Consider the following 16,482-nt stretch of genomic DNA (forward strand, 5'->3'; position numbering starts at 1 on the left):
TATGCAGCGGATTGCAAATCCGTGGACCTCGGTTCGACTCCGGGAGGCGCCTCCACTATTCAAAGTTGAAAGGCCAGCAGAAATGCTGGCCTTTTTGCTATCTGAAATTCCATATCCTCACGATTCCTCGAAACTGCTGACGTTTACTATCTGTTATTGCACTTTAAGTTCCTTAATTCCTTAATTCCTTAATTCCTTAATTCTGAATAGGTCTAGTGGCTTCGTGACTCTCTTAGCCATTTAAATACTTTAAATATGTGGCCGGAGTAGGGCTGGTTTTGAGATAAAACTTAAATCAAGCTTTTCCATTTACGTGTCTGCCAAACTAACTGTTAATCGGGTGTGGTGTTTGTGAATAAAATAGACAGTTCGACGAGTATGCCGACTGAGGTTTTAGACATTAAGTTCTTCACATTTATACATAGTTACTCATGAACCTGTAACGCTTTCATGAGTTCTTACACTTCTCACGCCTTTAAATGAAAATGATTGTCATTTACTTACGTTATTGCTAACCTATTGTGAAAGTTTACAACCTACTTCCTAATGCGTTGAAGTGTATATAAAACCCCGCTAAACCCTACCAAACCTACGGTTATTCGTTTGCTTTGACTGATAATTAAGCAGATCTACCTCTTTTGTTCTACCCCTTTTGGGTAGTTCGATTTCGTAATTGATTTACATCATATTTTCATTTTCTTTCATAATTCATTATTCGTGTAGTTAAGAAATATATAACCTTCAGGAATTCTTATGAGCAAGATGAAGCTAGTCGTAATCGGTAACGGGATGGTAGGCCATCGCTATATCGAAGATTTAGTCGAGAAGACAGATGTCGCTAACATGGACATCACGGTGTTCTGTGAAGAGCCTCGCGTAGCCTATGATCGTGTACACCTTTCTTCTTATTTTTCACACCATACTGCGGACGAGCTTTCTTTAGTTAAAGAAGGCTTCTACGAGAAACACGGCATCAACATGCTGATCGGCGAACGTGCAATTAACGTTAACCGTGAGAAAAAGACTGTTTACTCAAGCACAGGTCGTGAAATTCAATACGACAAGCTTGTTCTTGCAACCGGTTCTTTCCCATTCGTTCCGCCAATCAAAGGTCACGAAGGTAAAGACTGTTTCGTTTACCGCACAATCGAAGATTTGAAAGCGATTGAAGCAACCGCTAAGAACTCAAAATCTGGTGTTGTTGTTGGTGGTGGTCTACTTGGCCTTGAAGCGGCAGGTGCACTTAAAGCACTTGGTGTAACCACACATGTTGTTGAGTTCGCTCCTAAGCTAATGGCTGAGCAACTTGACCAAGCGGGCGGTAACCAACTTCGTCAAAAAATCGAACGTATGGGCGTAAACGTTCATACAAGCAAAAACACGCTAGAAATTGCTCCTGAAGGCACTGAAGCTCGTAACGTGATGCGTTTTGCAGACGGAACTGAGCTAGAAACTGATTTCATCGTATTCTCTGCTGGTATTCGCCCACAAGACAAACTTGCTCGTCAAATGGGCCTAGGTATTGCACCTCGTGGCGGCATTGAGATTAACGATCACTGTCAAACGACAGACAAAGATGTTTACGCAATCGGTGAGTGTGCGTCTTGGAACCAAACGTTCTACGGCCTTGTTGCTCCTGGTTACAAAATGGCGACCGTTGCTGTTGACCACGTTGTTGGTAACGAAAGCACATTTGAAGGTGCCGACATGTCAGCGAAGCTGAAGCTTCTTGGCGTGAAAGTAGGTTCTATCGGTGATGCAAACGGTCGTACACCGGGTTGTAAGAGCTACGTTTACCAAAACGAAGAGTCTGAAGTTTACAAACGCATCATCGTTTCTGAAGATAACAAGAAGTTGCTTGGCGCCGTAATGGTCGGTGACACATCTGATTATGGCGATCTTCTACAGCTAATGCTGAATGAAATCGAGCTACCAGAACACCCAGATGCATTGATTCTTCCTGCTCACGCGGGTGCAGAGAAGCCAACACTTGGCGCGGATTCTTTACCGGAAACTGCCGTTATCTGTTCTTGTTTCGATGTAACGAAAGGCAAGATCGCTCAAGCGGTTGCTGAAGGTCACCACACCATTGGTGATATCAAAGCAGTCACTGGCGCAGGCACAGGTTGTGGTGGTTGTATCCCTCTTGTGACTTCAGTGCTAAACGCTGAACTTGCTAAAGCAGGCGTGGAAGTGAAGAACGACGTTTGTGAGCACTTTGCTTACTCTCGCCAAGAGCTTTTCCACCTAATTCGCATCGAAGAAATCAAAACATTCGATGAGCTACTAGAGAAATACGGTAAAGGCTACGGCTGTGAAGTATGTAAACCTCTAGCGGGTTCTATTCTTGCTTCTTGCTGGGGTGAACACATCCTTAAGCCTGAACTAGTGAAACTGCACGATACCAACGATAACTTTCTAGGTAACATTCAAAAAGACGGTACTTACTCGGTTATTCCTCGTATGGCGGGTGGTGAAGTAACACCTCAAGCACTTAGTGTTCTTGCGGATGTGGCGGCTGAATACAACCTGTACACCAAAATCACGGGTGCACAACGTATCGGTCTGTTTGGTGCTCAGAAAGATGACCTACCAGCAATCTGGAAGAAGTTAATCGCAGCAGGTTACGAAACGGGCCAAGCTTACGCAAAAGCACTTCGTATGGCTAAGACATGTGTTGGTTCAACTTGGTGTCGTTACGGTGTTCAAGATTCAGTTGGCCTAGGCGTGATGATCGAGAACCGTTACAAAGGCATCCGTACTCCTCATAAAATGAAGTTTGGTGTGTCGGGCTGTACTCGTGAGTGTGCTGAAGCTCAAGGTAAAGATTTAGGTATTATCGCGACTGACGCGGGTTGGAACATGTACGTGTGTGGTAACGGTGGTATGAAGCCTCGTCACGCAGACCTACTGGCAAGCGATCTAGACCAAGAAACACTGTTGAAATACATCGACCGTTTCATGATGTTCTACATCCGCACGGCTGCGCCACTGCAACGTACTTCGGTATGGATGGACAACCTAGAAGGTGGTGTTGACTACCTACGTGAAGTGATTGTTGATAACAAACTTGGCATCAACGACCAGCTTGAAGCTGACGTGGCTGGTCTAGTGGGTAACTTCGCTTGTGAGTGGACTGACACTATCAACGACGAAGCTCAACTTAAGCGCTTCTCACACTTCATCAATGCTGATGACCGTGATGAAAACGTTGTGTTTGTTGACGATGGCCGTGAACAACACCGCCCAGCAACATTCACAGAGAAACACCCGGAAGCGAAGGGCGACATCCTTCACGTTGAACTGGTTTAATTGGGAGACGACATCATGGCATTTACCAAAGTTTGTAAGATCGAAGATATTATTCCAGGTACCGGTGTTTGTGCATTGGTTGGTGGTGAGCAAGTTGCTATTTTCCGCCCAACTAAAGCCGAAGAAGTGTTCGCTATTAGTAATACTGACCCGTTTTTCCAATCAAACGTTTTATCTCGCGGTTTAACGGTTGAGCACAAAGGTGAGCTTTGGGTGGCGAGCCCACTTAAGAAGCAACGCTTTAACCTAGCAACAGGTGTCTGCATGGAAGACGAGAACTTCAGCGTGAAAGCGTATAAAGCTCGTATTACTAAAGGTGCTGTTGAAATCTCAGCATAATCGAATACGTAACAAGATTTGATAGTTCAAGGGTTCTAGTTCCCGACATTGCCTTAGTTCGGCAGCTAGAGCCTTTTCCTATCCAATTTTAACTTTTAATTTTAACTTTTTAAGGACAACCTTATGTCTCCTGATTTTAAACCAGCTGAATTCGTTCAAACGATGATCGATGTGGGTGAAGCGAAAACGAAAACAAGTACTCGCGATCTTCTTATTCGAAGCACAATGGCAGGCATCATTCTTTCTCTTGCTGTTGTTGTGGCAATTACGACTATCGTGCAAACAGGCATTGGTATTGTTGGCGCGCTTGTGTTCCCTGTGGGCTTCGTCATTCTAAGTGTTATGGGCTACGACCTAGTAACGGGTGTATTTGGCCTTGCTCCTTTAGCGAAATTCGATAACCGCCCAGGTGTGACTTGGGGTCGTGTTTTACGTTGTTGGGGTATTGTTGGCCTTGGTAACCTCATCGGTTCTCTAATCGTTGCGGTATTGGTTGCTATCTCATTAACGGGTAACTTCTCTTTAGATCCAAACGCAGTAGCACAAAAGTTCATTGCGGTTTCTACAGCTCGTAGCCTAGGTTTTGAAAACATGGGTATGGACGGATGGATCACGTGTTTCGTACGCGGTATCTTCTGTAACCTAATGGTATGTCTAGGCGTGATTGGTAACATGACAGCACGTACTGTGTCTGGTCGTGTAGCAATGATGTGGTTCCCAATCTTCATCTTCTTCGCACTAGTATTCGAGCATACAGTAGTAAACATGTTCCTATTCCCACTGGGTATGATTTTAGGCGCTGATTTCGGTATCGCGACATGGTTGAACTTCAACCTTATCCCTACAATCCTTGGTAACATCGTTGGTGGTTTGTTCTTAACATGTGTTCCTTTGTTCCTAACACACGCAAGAACAGCTCCTTCTCTAGGTGCTAAGTAATTCTGAATACGGTGAAACGTAATTTAGTATGAGATTAAGAGCCCCAACAACATGTTTGGGGCTTTTTTAGTTCGAAAACCCTTATATCATTGCGCAAATTACTCGCAATAGACTGTTTTGTTATAATTACTTCTATCTTCGTTAGTATTTAGACTGAATATTTAACTCAACACCTGATAGTCTAAGGGTTAAGGATTTGGATAAGTCATCATGAATACAGTGACTTATCACATAGATTGAAGCTTGAGATAAAACAAGCAAACCTTCGGAGCACAGCATGTCAGAAGTATCGTCATCGAATGTTAAAGAAGTAACCAAAGGATTGGTTTCATTAGTAGGAGCGGGCCCTGGAGACCCAGACTTACTTACCCTAAAAGCAGCACGTGTTATTCAACAGGCTGATGTGGTCGTTTATGACCGCTTAGTATCTAAAGATATTTTGGCAATGGCTAACGCCGATGCAGAAATGCTGTATGTGGGGAAAAAGCTCGACCATCACTGTGTACCACAAGATCAGATCAACCAACTGCTCGTGACTAAAGCGCAAGAAAATAAGCATGTTGTTCGTCTTAAAGGTGGTGATTCGTTTATCTTTGGTCGTGGTGGCGAAGAGTGTGAAACTCTGGCTGAAAATGGTGTGAAGTTCGAAGTTGTACCCGGCATCACTGCAGCGGCGGGCGCGACGGCTTACGCGGGCATTCCGCTAACACATAGAGATCACGCACAAAGCGTTCAATTCATTACTGGCCACCTTAAGAAAGATGGTGAAGATATTGATTGGCGTTCGCTTGCTCAGCACAACCACACGATTGTGTTCTACATGGGTCTGAAAGAGAGCCCGAACATTCAGAAAAATTTGCTTGATAACGGTATGCGAGCAGACATGCCGGTTGCAATTATTGAAAATGGTACGCGCCAAGAACAGAAAGTGTTCCGTGGTGGTTTGAGTGACTTAGCTAACCTTGCGAGTGTCGCAAAAAGCCCCGCGCTTATCGTTGTTGGAAGTGTTGCTCAGCTCCATGAAAAACTGGCTTGGTTTAACAAGCAAGCTTAAGTGATTGATGATCAAGCTTAGCTTGTTAGCTTGGTTGATGGTTAACCAAAGGCTTAGCTGACTAAGAATCAAATACTGCAGCGGCTGCCTTGTCGCTGCATTTCTTGTTTACGCATCGGCATCTCATCAATCAGGTTAGTGATCAGGTTCCAATCGGTTTTTCCGCTCCATCTGTGCTTCTCTTGTCCGTCTTTACCTATTAAAACAGCGGTATGCGACCCTTTTTCTATCTGATAGATGCTCGTTACTGCCTCTAGATTAAACTCCTCGTCAAGCCATATCGGTACGGTGTAGCCACTTTCTGCTATTACCATCACGACCACATCACGTTCGTCCAATTGACAGTTGTTTATCAGTACTTCATTGAGAAAAGCTTTAACGACAGAGTCTTCCGTTGGCGCGAAATAGATCACACTGCGATGAGGGAGTAATTTGGAATGGGAATAAGCTGGGTAGGCGTGTAACGAGTTGACTGACAGAATCATAAACATAACCGCGCTTGTTACTAGAGATTTCAGTGATTTGGATAATGCTTTGGCTAACGCTGCACAGCAACGTGGCAACACTGAGCCGTTGCTGTCGCTGCGAAGACATGATCTGATTATTTGTCGGTACTGCATGTTCCACCTTCCTTGATAAACTCAAACAAGCTCTGAATTAAACTAATAACAACTACGTTAAGCATAGCTAATGAGTTCATTTTTATTAAAGAAAGCGGCTCGCATTTTAGAGTTGAATAGAATAGGGTATACGGAAAATCTAAAGGTATGAATTTATGGAAAACATAGCAATTTTGGTCGACGTTCAGAACGTTTACTATACAACGCGTGACAGATACCGTTCTAACTTCGACTATAACCAGTTTTGGTATGTTGCCACGGAAGGGCGTAACGTGGTTGAAGCCAATGCTTACGCGATCTCTAGCCATGATCCAAAACAGCGTCAATTCCACCACATCCTTCGTGGTGTTGGCTTTAACGTAAAGTTAAAACCGTTTATTCAGCGTCGTGATGGGAGCGCAAAGGGGGATTGGGATGTCGGTATCGCGTTAGATGCGATAGAACTTGCTGAGACAGTTGATACCATTGTTTTAGTCTCTGGTGACGGGGATTTCGAAATCCTTGTTGAGCGAATCAAAGAACGATTTGGTAAGCCAGTCGAAGTGTATGGTGTACCGGGGTTAACTGCTCAAAATCTTATCGATTCTGCCTCAAAATTTGTACCGATTGAAAAAGATTTCTTACTATAGGGTAAATCTCGCATTTTATAATTGAAATCAATAATAACGATAATTAAAATGCAAACTATTATTATTTATCGGTTTGTATGATGTCGCGCGTTTTAGTTGTTGATGATGATATTCAGTTATGTGAATTGTTGGGTGAAGTCTTAGAAAATGAAGGGTATCACGTTGATACCGTTCATTGTGGCGAGTCTGCGCTTGAGTTCATTCAGTCTCACCCTGTTGATTTAGTGTTACTCGATGTAATGCTACCTAACCTAAGCGGTATTCAAGTTGCTAGGCGAATTTGTCAGCGCTTTGCTACCCCCATTCTTATGCTAACTGCTCTTAACGACGATGCCTCGATGCTCGACGGATATCAAGCGGGAGCCGACCAATACATCGCCAAACCTTTCAATGTTCCTGAACTGCTGACCCGCATTAAGGTGATCTTGCGCCGAGTTGGCTTTGAGCGTCAGAGACAGTCTTTAGCTTCATCTAACCATGGTTTGTGTGAACAACTTTCTCGTTTACCACTAACCGGCACTGAAAAAGATCTGCTTGATTACTTGGTCAAAAATGACGGTATCGTCGTATCGAAATCTGACCTTCAAATCCATGTGCTTAAGAAAGAGCTTTGTCCTTTCGATCGTAATTTAGATATGCATATCAGTAATATACGTCGAAAATTGGTTCAGGCCGGTTTGTCAAAGCAACATATCAAAACTGTTCGGGGTAAAGGCTATAGTTACCTAGAGTCGGTAGGGGTATGAGTAAAAAATTTCTGCGTTGCCCTGATTTTATTGCCAAGCGTAAGGATGGCTTAACGTTTCAATTATTCAGCTATCTGACGGTGATCCTAGTAAGCATCTTGATCCTTCAAGGTGTGGCGGAACGAGCGCTGATGAAAGCCTTATTGAAGGTACCTGAATCGGTAAAGTCTGAGATGCTCGACCTTGCTTATCAAGCCAATGTGCTGATTGAGGAAGGGGACATGGATGAGTTAGCCGACTGGGGTAATGCTCAAGGTTACTATCTGTTTGTTATCGATGAGAATAATCGACCCATTACTCATCGACATATGCACCCGCACTTTGAATTCAAATTGAAGTACTTGCGAACCTTGGATCATCAGTTGAGCGATCGCGTCAGTAAGCCTATCTTCGGTTTGCCACTGAATAATGGCAACACGTTAGTCATTCAACTACCGCACCAGTTTCATCCGGCTAAATCCTTTGCGCCATATTCCTACATGCTGAAAGCCGTGATTGCATTGGTCGTACTGTCGCTGTTCTCCATTATTATGGCAAAAAGCCTGCAGCAACCTCTGGATCGTTTAAGGGAGGCGAGTCGAAGATTAGCGCAAGGGGATTTCTCGGTGAGTGTTGTGTCTGAGCTTGATTCAACCACGCGTGAATTCAACGAACTTGCCCATGATTTTGATCATATGACTCGTGAGATTAAGTCACTGGCAGAAAAGCAGCGCCGTTTGATTCGTGATGTGTCCCATGAGCTACGAACGCCATTGGCAAGGCAAAATCTCGCCTTACATCTTTTGCGCAGCAAGGTCGATGATAAGAGCATTAGCTTGCTTGAGCGAATGGAAAGCGAAACTGAAGAGATGAATAAGCTGGTGGGGGAAATCCTTGAATTCAGCCGCCTTGAAACGTCTCGTTATGACTCCAAGTTAAGCTTGATGCATCTTGAGCATTACTGTTCGATGCTCATCGCACAGATGCAAAACGACTTGAAGCCGAATCAAACCTTAGTGGGCGATTTAGAGACGCCGACATCAATGGTTCATGTTGATGAGAGGTTGCTTCTCAGAGTGATTGGTAATTTGGTCGGTAACGCAATTAAATACGCTGGTGAGAATGCTCATGTTGTCGTGACGACTTACGAATTGTTAACCGACAAACGTTACAGTGTCATATCTGTAGAAGATGACGGTGATGGCATTCCTGATAATAAGATTGCAGGTATATTCGACCCGTTTACTCGCATAGAGTCAGCGCGCGATAAACAGTCTGGTGGTTACGGGTTAGGCCTCGCGATTGTTAAAGAAGCGATGGGTGTGATGAATGGGCAGGTTACTGCTGAGAATAGAGACGGTGGGGGGCTTAGAGTGAACCTTATGTTCCCAATCGTCGATTAGCTTTCTGTTTTTATCTGTCGTGTGCGCTATAGATAACGATGACTGAAAGCGTGCTGAGAAACATTGCTTAGAAATATAACTAGGAAATATAGCTTAGATACATAGCCCAATAAAAAACGCCACTGCAGATACAGTGGCGTTTTTGTTTACACGCTTTTCATTATCAGCTAAGGCATAGCCATTAATTACGCCTCAGCTTGAAGATAAGAAGCTAGATTATGCCTGTTGGCGTGCTAGCTTAACTTCTTCTTCTTTCTCACCAGCTGCTGGGTCATTGAAGCGAGACTCATCAAGAGAACCTTCAGACTTAGCGACGATGATAGTTACGGCACTATCACCTGTGATGTTTACAGCGGTACGAATCATATCAAGAAGGCGGTCAACACCCATGATTAGAGCAATACCTTCAAGCGGTAGACCAACTTGGTTCAATACCATCGCTAGCATAACAAGACCAACACCAGGAACACCTGCAGTACCAACAGACGCCAATGTCGCTGTTAGGATAACCATTAGGTAATCACCCATAGTCAGGTCGATGTTGTAAGCTTGTGCGATAAACGCAGTTGCAACACCTTGCATGATAGCTGTGCCATCCATGTTCACTGTTGCACCTAGTGGTACTGTGAATGAAGCGACTTTGTTGTCTACGCCCATGCGGTTTTTGGCTGTTTCCATTGTCACTGGAATCGTTGCGTTCGAAGAGGCAGTTGAAAACGCAAACATGATTGCATCTTCCATCTTACGTAAGAACGTAATCGGGCTTAGGCCTGTGAATCCTTTGAGCATCGCACTGTAGGTAACCAAACCGTGTAGAAGTAGGGTACCTGCAAGCACTAAGAAGTATTCTGCTAGGTTCCAAATTGCGCTTAAACCAAGGCCAGAGAACAGCTTCGCCATCAAGAAGAACACACCGTAAGGTGCAAGGTTCATCAGAAGAGCGACAAGCTTCATGATCACTTCGTTCAAGTCAGAGAAAACCGCGGCGATACGCTCCCCAGGTTTACCCGCTGCACTGATTGCAATACCAAACAACACAGCAAATACGATAACTTGCAGCGTTTTACCCTCGGCCATCGCCTGAATAGGGTTGGTTGGGAACATGTCGATGATTACTTGGCCCAAAGAAGGGGCATCAGCTGATTTGAAAGAGCTCGCAGCAGTAAGATCCGCACCAGCTCCAGGTTGGAACAGGTTACCGATAGTAAGTGCTAGAGTGATAGCAACGGCTGTAGTACCGATATAAAGTGCAAGCGTTTTGCCACCCATACGGCCAAGAGTTGATAAATCTTTAAGAGAGCTTGTACCGCACACTAGTGAAACGAAGACTAGAGGTACAACAAGCATTTTTAAACTGGCGACAAAAATCTGTCCGCCTACTTCAAAGAGTCCGTTAACGATGTAGTTGTTAACAAATCCGCTGTCTGCAAAAAGGGATTGAATGGCAAATCCCGTTAATATGCCCACGACCATACCGAGGATAACTCGACCAGTTAGAGACATAGGTTTCTTGGTATTCATTTAGAACACTCCTTATTATTTATAACTTTGATACCTTTTCAAAGTGAGCAGGAGATTAGCAGTCGGTTGTTCAAATCGAAAAACAAAAAATGAGTTTGAAATTATAGATGTGATCACAATCACTGATAATTGTGTAAATTAAACAAATCAAAACAAAATAATTCACCATTCATTTACATTTATCGAGGGTTTTATACATAAAACCGTCATTTCAAAGGTAGTAAATAAGACAAGACAATTTTCTTATCGATCGTCATATCTTAAATAGACCAAGCAAATAACGGTGTTTCATAATATTCGAGGATAACTGCGAGGTTTTTTATTCAAACGAGCTGTAAATATCTGTATCGAATTGGATTTGTGGAATCTGTTAAAACCACTAGATAAGCGCCTTTACAAAGCTTTACGAATGCAAAGAATGTAAATTTAATGCAAATGGTAATAGTTATCACTTATATTCACTCCCGAAATGATTAGTGGTACCGGAAACGGTTCAACGAGTACATCGAATAAATAAAAAGTGCTCGAATAAAAGAATAAAGCGGAGTAAAGGACATGTTTTCAAAGAGCCCATTGGCTTTAGTGATCGGCGCAGTATTAGCTTCACCAGCAGTATTGGCAGAAACAGTAAAAACAGACGAGCACATGGTTGTTGAAGGTCGCGACTACGGTTATAAAGCCGACACGAACACAACAGCAATGCGCATGGAGGCGACTCAATTAGAGACTCCGGGACAAGTTTCAGTAATCGATGAGCAAATCATCGATGAACAGCGTGCTACAACGCTAGGTGACGTTCTTAAGAATGACGCGAGTATAAGTGCTGGTGGTACAAGTCGTAACCGTGAGCGTTTTTCTCTTCGTGGTTTTTCAGTACAGAGCTCTTCGGGCTTTCTTAAAAATGGCCAGCAGCATTGGTCTCACTACCGTCAACCAATCGAACTTCTAGAGCGTGTTGAAGTACTTAAAGGGCCATCAGGTCTACTTTACGGTATTTCTGCGCCAGGTGGTTTGATCAACATGGTAAGCAAGAAGCCAACTTACGATACACAAGTAAGTCTTAGCCAAGACATCGGCTCTAATGATCACACTCGTACTACTCTAGATGTGAGCGGCGCATTAAACGATGCTGAAACTTTACGCGGCCGCGCTATTCTATCTAAAGAAAGTTACGGTTCTTGGAGAACATACGGTGACGGTACTGAACCACAAACAGAACGTTTTGTGGGCGGTGTATTCGTTGATTATGATGTAACTGAAGACGTCACGGTTTCTGTTCATTACGATAAAACTAACGACGAAGGCAGTGTGGATTCTGGTGCCCTATACACTCTAGACGGTAACCGAGTTGGTAGCGACAAGCACATCTGGGATGCACAATGGTCACAGATTGAAAACGATGTTGAGAATGTAGGTTTTGATATTGCCGCTAACCTGACTGACACATGGTCTTTAAAAACAGGTTTCAACTACCAAGATTTCGAACGTATTGATATGGAAAGCTATCCGAGCTTTTCAAATATGAATCCTGATGGTTCGGGTACCGTGACTCAAGGCGGTAACTACCGTCATGACAAATGGCGTTTCAGAACGGCTTACGTAGATCTAACAACAACCGCTGATCTTGCTGGCACAGAGCACCAACTATTATTCGGCGCTAACTGGTTAGGCTACAGCTATTATCGTGGTATGGATCGCTTCAGCAGCGGTGAATACGCACCAGATGCAACGGTACCAGCACCGTCAGTGGGTCCAACATCGTTAGGTAAGATGAGCACTTACGATACATGGGGCTTCTACATTCAAGACTTGATTACTATTAATGACGAATGGCAAGTTCTTGCGGGCGCTCGTTTCGACCGTAAAGTAAGTGATGGCGTTGCAGAAGAAAACGTAGCACCTAAGCTTGGCGTGATTTACCACCCGGCATCAAACGGTAGCATTTACGCTTCTTACTCTGAAAGCTTTGAACCACAAGGTGTTGTCTCTAGCGGTAGCCGTAATTACACGAACGATGGCGAACTTCTTGATGCTGCGACAGGTGTATCTTACGAAGTCGGTACTAAGTGGGAACTGATGGACGAGCGTCTATTCGTTTCAGGTGCGGTATTTGATATTACCCAAGAAAACATCTCGATGGATGTAGAAGACACTTCATCAGGTGATTGGACGAAAACACAAGGTGGCGAACAAGTTCACCGTGGTGCTGAGTTAGCCGCGCAAGGCTTTATCTCTGAAAAATTCTCTATGTCTGGTTCTGCAATGTACTTAGATGCTGAAATCACTAACCACGAAACATACGAAGGTAACCGTCCAGTCGACGTACCTGAGTTTGCAGCAAGCGTTTGGTCTACTTACGCAGCAACCAACGAAGTTGATGTAAACCTAGGTCTTATCTACGAAGGTTCTCGTTACGGTGATAGCGCGAACACATTCAAGAAAGACGGCTACGCTCGTGTAGATATGGGTGCTGCATACACACTTAAGTACGACGACTCTCTTGATTTCGTAGCGCGTCTAACAGTTGAGAATGTACTGGATAAAGAATACCTAGCGGGTGGCGGTTCAACTTCTTCAAAACATCAATTTGCAGAAGACGTAGTCATTGGCGAAGGTCGTAACTACATGGCGACTTTGCAGGTAAAATACTAATTTGTTAGTAGGGTACTATTACTAGCATAAATACTAAGGGGAAAGTTTCGGCTTTCCCCTTTCGTGATTCTGCTATTTAGTAAAATATCCCTAGTAATGTGAGTGACTTTTAATGATAATGAGACTGCTTATCAATAAAATTCATTTGACCTTCTTCTTATAGTAAATGACTACAATTATGAATCTTTTAAAAACTAGCCTAGCACTTGCGATCAGTTTGGTTGCAACGTCTTCGATGGCAAACAGCTTGGATCAAGCTCAATCAATTCAAAACAAGACCAATAACGCGTCGGCTTCGAGCCAAAAGGTTATTGATAAAAGCTCACAAGCGACTTTAATGCTGCAAGCTGAGATTGAGCGTCTGCAAGAAGAAGTTAAAAACCTAGAAATCTATCATGACCATCTTGCCGCATTAGTAGAAAGCCAAGATAAAGAGTCTGAAAGCTACCTAGCGCAAATCGACGAAATTAAACTGACACGTCAAGGCGTTGTGCCTTTGATGTATAAAATGATCGATGGCCTTCAAGAAACCATTGAAAACGATCTTCCGTTCAAAAGGCAGAGTCGCCTGAGTCGCGTAGAAAAGTTGAGAGCGATGATGACGCGCGCTGATGTCAGTGATGCTGAAAAATATCGACGAATCCTAGAGGCGTATCAAATTGAAGTTGATTACGGTATCAAGCTCAGTTCTTACGCTAGCCGTGTCGAGATAAGTAAAGACAAAGTACTTGAAGTTGACGTTTTACATCTTGGACGTATTTCATTGGTCGCTCGTAACTTAAACGGCACTCAATATTGGTCTTGGGATCAAAATAGTTCGCAATGGCAAGAACTTGATTCTTCGATGAAATCTGAGCTTGATAAAGCCTTCGATATTGCTAATAAGCAAGCGTCACCTAGTTTGATTACTTTACCTGTTTCTTTAACTGTTGCGGAGGTTAAGTAATGAACTTAAAGCCATTATCAGCATTGCTTTGTATTACTTCAATTTCATTTTCTGCTTTCTCAGCTTCTGATACGACTGCTCAGTTAGTTAACAAGGCTAAATCAGAGAATCGCACTCAAGCTTCCCACAATGTTGTCCGTGAAGCGGATTTCAAAAAGACAGAACAAGAGCTGAAAGCGATCAAAGCACAGCTTGATGCGAAACGTACATCGGTTCAAAACGCGACAGATGTTCTTACTCAAACCTTTAGTGATAATGAAAATAAGCTGGCGCGTTTAGAAGAAAAACTGCGCTTAGAGACAGGCAGTTTAGGTGAGTTGTTTGGCGTTGTTAGACAAAATGCGAAAGAACTCGATCATGAAATATCTGACACCGTCACTAATGTCGATCGAGCTGCTTACACTGAAACTGTTTATGACATCGTTGACGCTAAATCGTTGCCATCGATGCCTCAATTAACAGGCCTTTGGCTAAGCATGATGGAGCAAATCCAAGCAAGCTCAGAGATAAGCAAATCGACCGTTTCTCTTGTTAATAATGAGGGAGTAACTGAAAGCGCGGAGGTTTATCGCCTAGGCTCTATTGGTTTGGTTGCAGAACCAGGTTACGTATGGTGGGATTCCAAGCACCAAGATGCGATTGTTTATCTAAAACAGCCATCAAATGGTCCAACACTGGAATCGCTTTCTTCACTTGCGAATGGCGAAGTATCTAATGTTATTGTCGATCCTTCTCGTGGATTCATGCTTGAACAACTAGCGCTAACCCCAAGCCTAGCTGACCGCCTTCAAGCGGGTGGTGTGGTTGGTAAAGTGATTCTTGGATTATTGGCTATTGGCCTAATCATCGCATTGGTTCGTGGTATTTCTCTTGCTATCGCTCGTCAGAAGATTCGCGCACAACTTAAGAACCCTGAACAACCGGGTAATAACCCGCTTGGTCGTGTTCTTGCAGTTTACAACAAAGAGCAAAACCAAACGGTTGAAGCACTGGAGCTGCGTCTTTTAGAAGCCGTCGTTGATGAACAGACTCATTTAGAGAAAGGTTTATCGATGCTAAAACTTCTAGCAGCACTCGCACCAATGTTGGGTCTTTTAGGTACAGTAACCGGCATGATCGAAACATTCCAAGTGATCACACAGTTTGGTAATGGTGACCCTAAAGTGATGGCTGGTGGTATTTCGATGGCGCTTGTAACAACGGTACTTGGCCTAGTTGCTGCAATGCCATTGCTATTGGCACATAACATTCTTAGCACTCAGTCAGAGAACATTCGTAATATTCTTGAGAAGCAGGGTATTGGCCTTGTTGCTGAGCAGGCAGAAAAAACAGTTGAATCAAAAGCTGTCGTTTCACCAGTTGGGACTGCTGCGTAATGGATATTTTGTCGGGTTCTCTATTACCAGCGAGTTGGTTAACGAGTGACTGGCTGCTGTCTTTATCAAGCTTTATGGAGCAGGGCGGTTTCGTCCTGTGGTGGCTAGCGGCTGTTGTCCTAGTGTATTGGGTGCTTGTGGTAGAACGCGTGCTTTATCTTGCGTTCTATTTTCCAAAGCAACGCCAAGCTTGGATTGCAAAGTGGCATGAAAGAGAAGATCACTCTTCTTGGCATGCTAAAGCCATTCGTGAAGGTTGGTTAGGCCAAGCGAGTATCTTACTTAACCAAAACTTGAATTTTATTAAGCTGTTAGTCGCTATTTGTCCGATGTTGGGCTTGTTAGGCACCGTAACCGGTATGATCTCTGTTTTTGATGTCATGGCGACTCAAGGAAGCAGCGACCCTAAATTGATGGCTTCAGGTATCTCGTTGGCAACGCTGCCAACCATGGCGGGTATGGTTGCGGCACTAGCGGGCATGTTTGTTCACGCTCGCTTAGCGAAAGTGTGTAACCGCTTAGAATTGAAATTAGAAAAATCTTTAAGGAGTCAACGATGAGACTCGGTCGACGTCATTCTAAAAACGAAGAGGCTCAAATAGACCTTACTTCGATGCTTGATATTGTATTTATCATGCTTATTTTCTTTATTGTGACCAGTTCATTTGTTCGTGAATCAGGGGTTGAAGTCAATCGCCCACAAGCTTCTAACGTAGTAAGCCAAAAGGATGCGGGCATCTTTGTGGCGATTACTTCTGCGAATGACATTTTCATTGATAAGCGTGTTGTTGATGTTGAACGTGTTCAAGCGACATTAGAACATTTATTGCTAGAACAACCTGATGCTTCTTTGGTTATTCAAGCGGATGAGCACGCTTACAACGGTACGGTTGTTAAAGTGATGGACGCCGCTAAAGGTGCCGGTGTTAAAAACATTGTGCTTGCTGCTGAAAAGCGATGATCTTG

The 16,482-nt window shown here is 43.7% G+C and carries 14 protein-coding genes; 12 read left to right on the forward strand and 2 right to left on the reverse strand.

Translation table 11 applies throughout. The features are described from left to right. Window positions 1–753: 753 nt before the first annotated feature. The 4 genes from nirB to cobA all read left to right on the forward strand — a co-directional run bounded on the left by nirB (window position 754) and on the right by cobA (window position 5,644). Window positions 754–3,312 (forward strand): nitrite reductase large subunit NirB, encoded by a 2,559-nt coding sequence (gene nirB, locus OW495_RS19995; RefSeq protein WP_076670776.1) that lies wholly within the window; start codon window positions 754–756, stop codon window positions 3,310–3,312. Between the two features lie 15 nt (window positions 3,313–3,327). Beyond that, entirely contained in the window at window positions 3,328–3,651 is a 324-nt protein-coding gene (nirD, locus tag OW495_RS20000) for a nitrite reductase small subunit NirD (protein ID WP_004731122.1), read from the forward strand. Window positions 3,652–3,774: 123 nt separating this feature from the next. Next, on the forward strand, window positions 3,775–4,590 hold the full coding sequence (locus OW495_RS20005; protein WP_017109568.1) for a formate/nitrite transporter family protein: 816 nt from the start codon (window positions 3,775–3,777) through the stop codon (window positions 4,588–4,590). Window positions 4,591–4,867: 277 nt separating this feature from the next. Further along, window positions 4,868–5,644 (forward strand): uroporphyrinogen-III C-methyltransferase, encoded by a 777-nt coding sequence (gene cobA / locus OW495_RS20010; RefSeq protein WP_004731126.1) that lies wholly within the window; start codon window positions 4,868–4,870, stop codon window positions 5,642–5,644. Window positions 5,645–5,712: 68 nt separating this feature from the next. On the opposite strand, the gene OW495_RS20015 is transcribed toward cobA, so the two are convergent. Next, a complete protein-coding gene (locus tag OW495_RS20015; RefSeq protein WP_102513883.1) occupies window positions 5,713–6,264 on the reverse strand; it encodes a DUF4174 domain-containing protein in 552 nt (183 codons plus the stop codon). A 155-nt stretch (window positions 6,265–6,419) separates the two neighbouring features. Between OW495_RS20015 and OW495_RS20020 the strand changes: the two genes are divergently transcribed. The 3 genes from OW495_RS20020 (at window position 6,420) to OW495_RS20030 (ending at window position 9,021) form a co-directional block, all read left to right on the forward strand. Beyond that, window positions 6,420–6,893 (forward strand): NYN domain-containing protein, encoded by a 474-nt coding sequence (locus tag OW495_RS20020; RefSeq protein WP_102513884.1) that lies wholly within the window; start codon window positions 6,420–6,422, stop codon window positions 6,891–6,893. Between the two features lie 80 nt (window positions 6,894–6,973). Further along, complete coding sequence (locus OW495_RS20025; protein ID WP_017104767.1) at window positions 6,974–7,639, forward strand: response regulator transcription factor; 666 nt, start codon at window positions 6,974–6,976, stop codon at window positions 7,637–7,639. Then, window positions 7,636–9,021: a sensor histidine kinase gene (locus OW495_RS20030; protein ID WP_102513885.1), complete on the forward strand. Its 1,386-nt coding sequence runs from the start codon at window positions 7,636–7,638 to the stop codon at window positions 9,019–9,021. The genes OW495_RS20025 and OW495_RS20030 overlap by 4 nt, the downstream gene beginning before the upstream one ends. 216 nt (window positions 9,022–9,237) lie before the next feature. Here the strand turns inward: OW495_RS20030 and OW495_RS20035 are convergent, their stop codons facing one another. After that, window positions 9,238–10,542: a dicarboxylate/amino acid:cation symporter gene (locus OW495_RS20035; protein ID WP_009845411.1), complete on the reverse strand. Its 1,305-nt coding sequence runs from the start codon at window positions 10,540–10,542 to the stop codon at window positions 9,238–9,240. Window positions 10,543–11,097: 555 nt separating this feature from the next. Here OW495_RS20035 and OW495_RS20040 point away from each other — a divergent pair. The 5 genes from OW495_RS20040 to OW495_RS20060 all read left to right on the forward strand — a co-directional run bounded on the left by OW495_RS20040 (window position 11,098) and on the right by OW495_RS20060 (window position 16,477). Beyond that, complete coding sequence (locus OW495_RS20040) at window positions 11,098–13,194, forward strand: TonB-dependent siderophore receptor (protein WP_102513886.1); 2,097 nt, start codon at window positions 11,098–11,100, stop codon at window positions 13,192–13,194. Window positions 13,195–13,372: 178 nt separating this feature from the next. Further along, the gene (locus OW495_RS20045) at window positions 13,373–14,140 is read left to right on the forward strand and encodes a DUF3450 domain-containing protein (protein WP_102513887.1); all 768 of its coding nucleotides are present in this window, start codon (window positions 13,373–13,375) and stop codon (window positions 14,138–14,140) included. Then, complete coding sequence (locus OW495_RS20050; RefSeq protein WP_102513888.1) at window positions 14,140–15,516, forward strand: MotA/TolQ/ExbB proton channel family protein; 1,377 nt, start codon at window positions 14,140–14,142, stop codon at window positions 15,514–15,516. The genes OW495_RS20045 and OW495_RS20050 overlap by 1 nt, the downstream gene beginning before the upstream one ends. Then, window positions 15,516–16,076, forward strand: a complete 561-nt coding sequence (locus OW495_RS20055) for a MotA/TolQ/ExbB proton channel family protein (RefSeq protein WP_010429842.1) — start codon at window positions 15,516–15,518, stop codon at window positions 16,074–16,076. The genes OW495_RS20050 and OW495_RS20055 overlap by 1 nt, the downstream gene beginning before the upstream one ends. Continuing rightward, window positions 16,073–16,477: a biopolymer transporter ExbD gene (locus tag OW495_RS20060; RefSeq protein WP_102513889.1), complete on the forward strand. Its 405-nt coding sequence runs from the start codon at window positions 16,073–16,075 to the stop codon at window positions 16,475–16,477. Before OW495_RS20055 ends, OW495_RS20060 begins: the two co-directional genes overlap by 4 nt. Window positions 16,478–16,482 lie beyond the last annotated feature (5 nt).

It is taken from the genome of Vibrio sp. 14N.309.X.WAT.E.F5, assembly GCF_030397615.1.
Classification (GTDB): Bacteria; Pseudomonadota; Gammaproteobacteria; order Enterobacterales; family Vibrionaceae; genus Vibrio; species Vibrio lentus.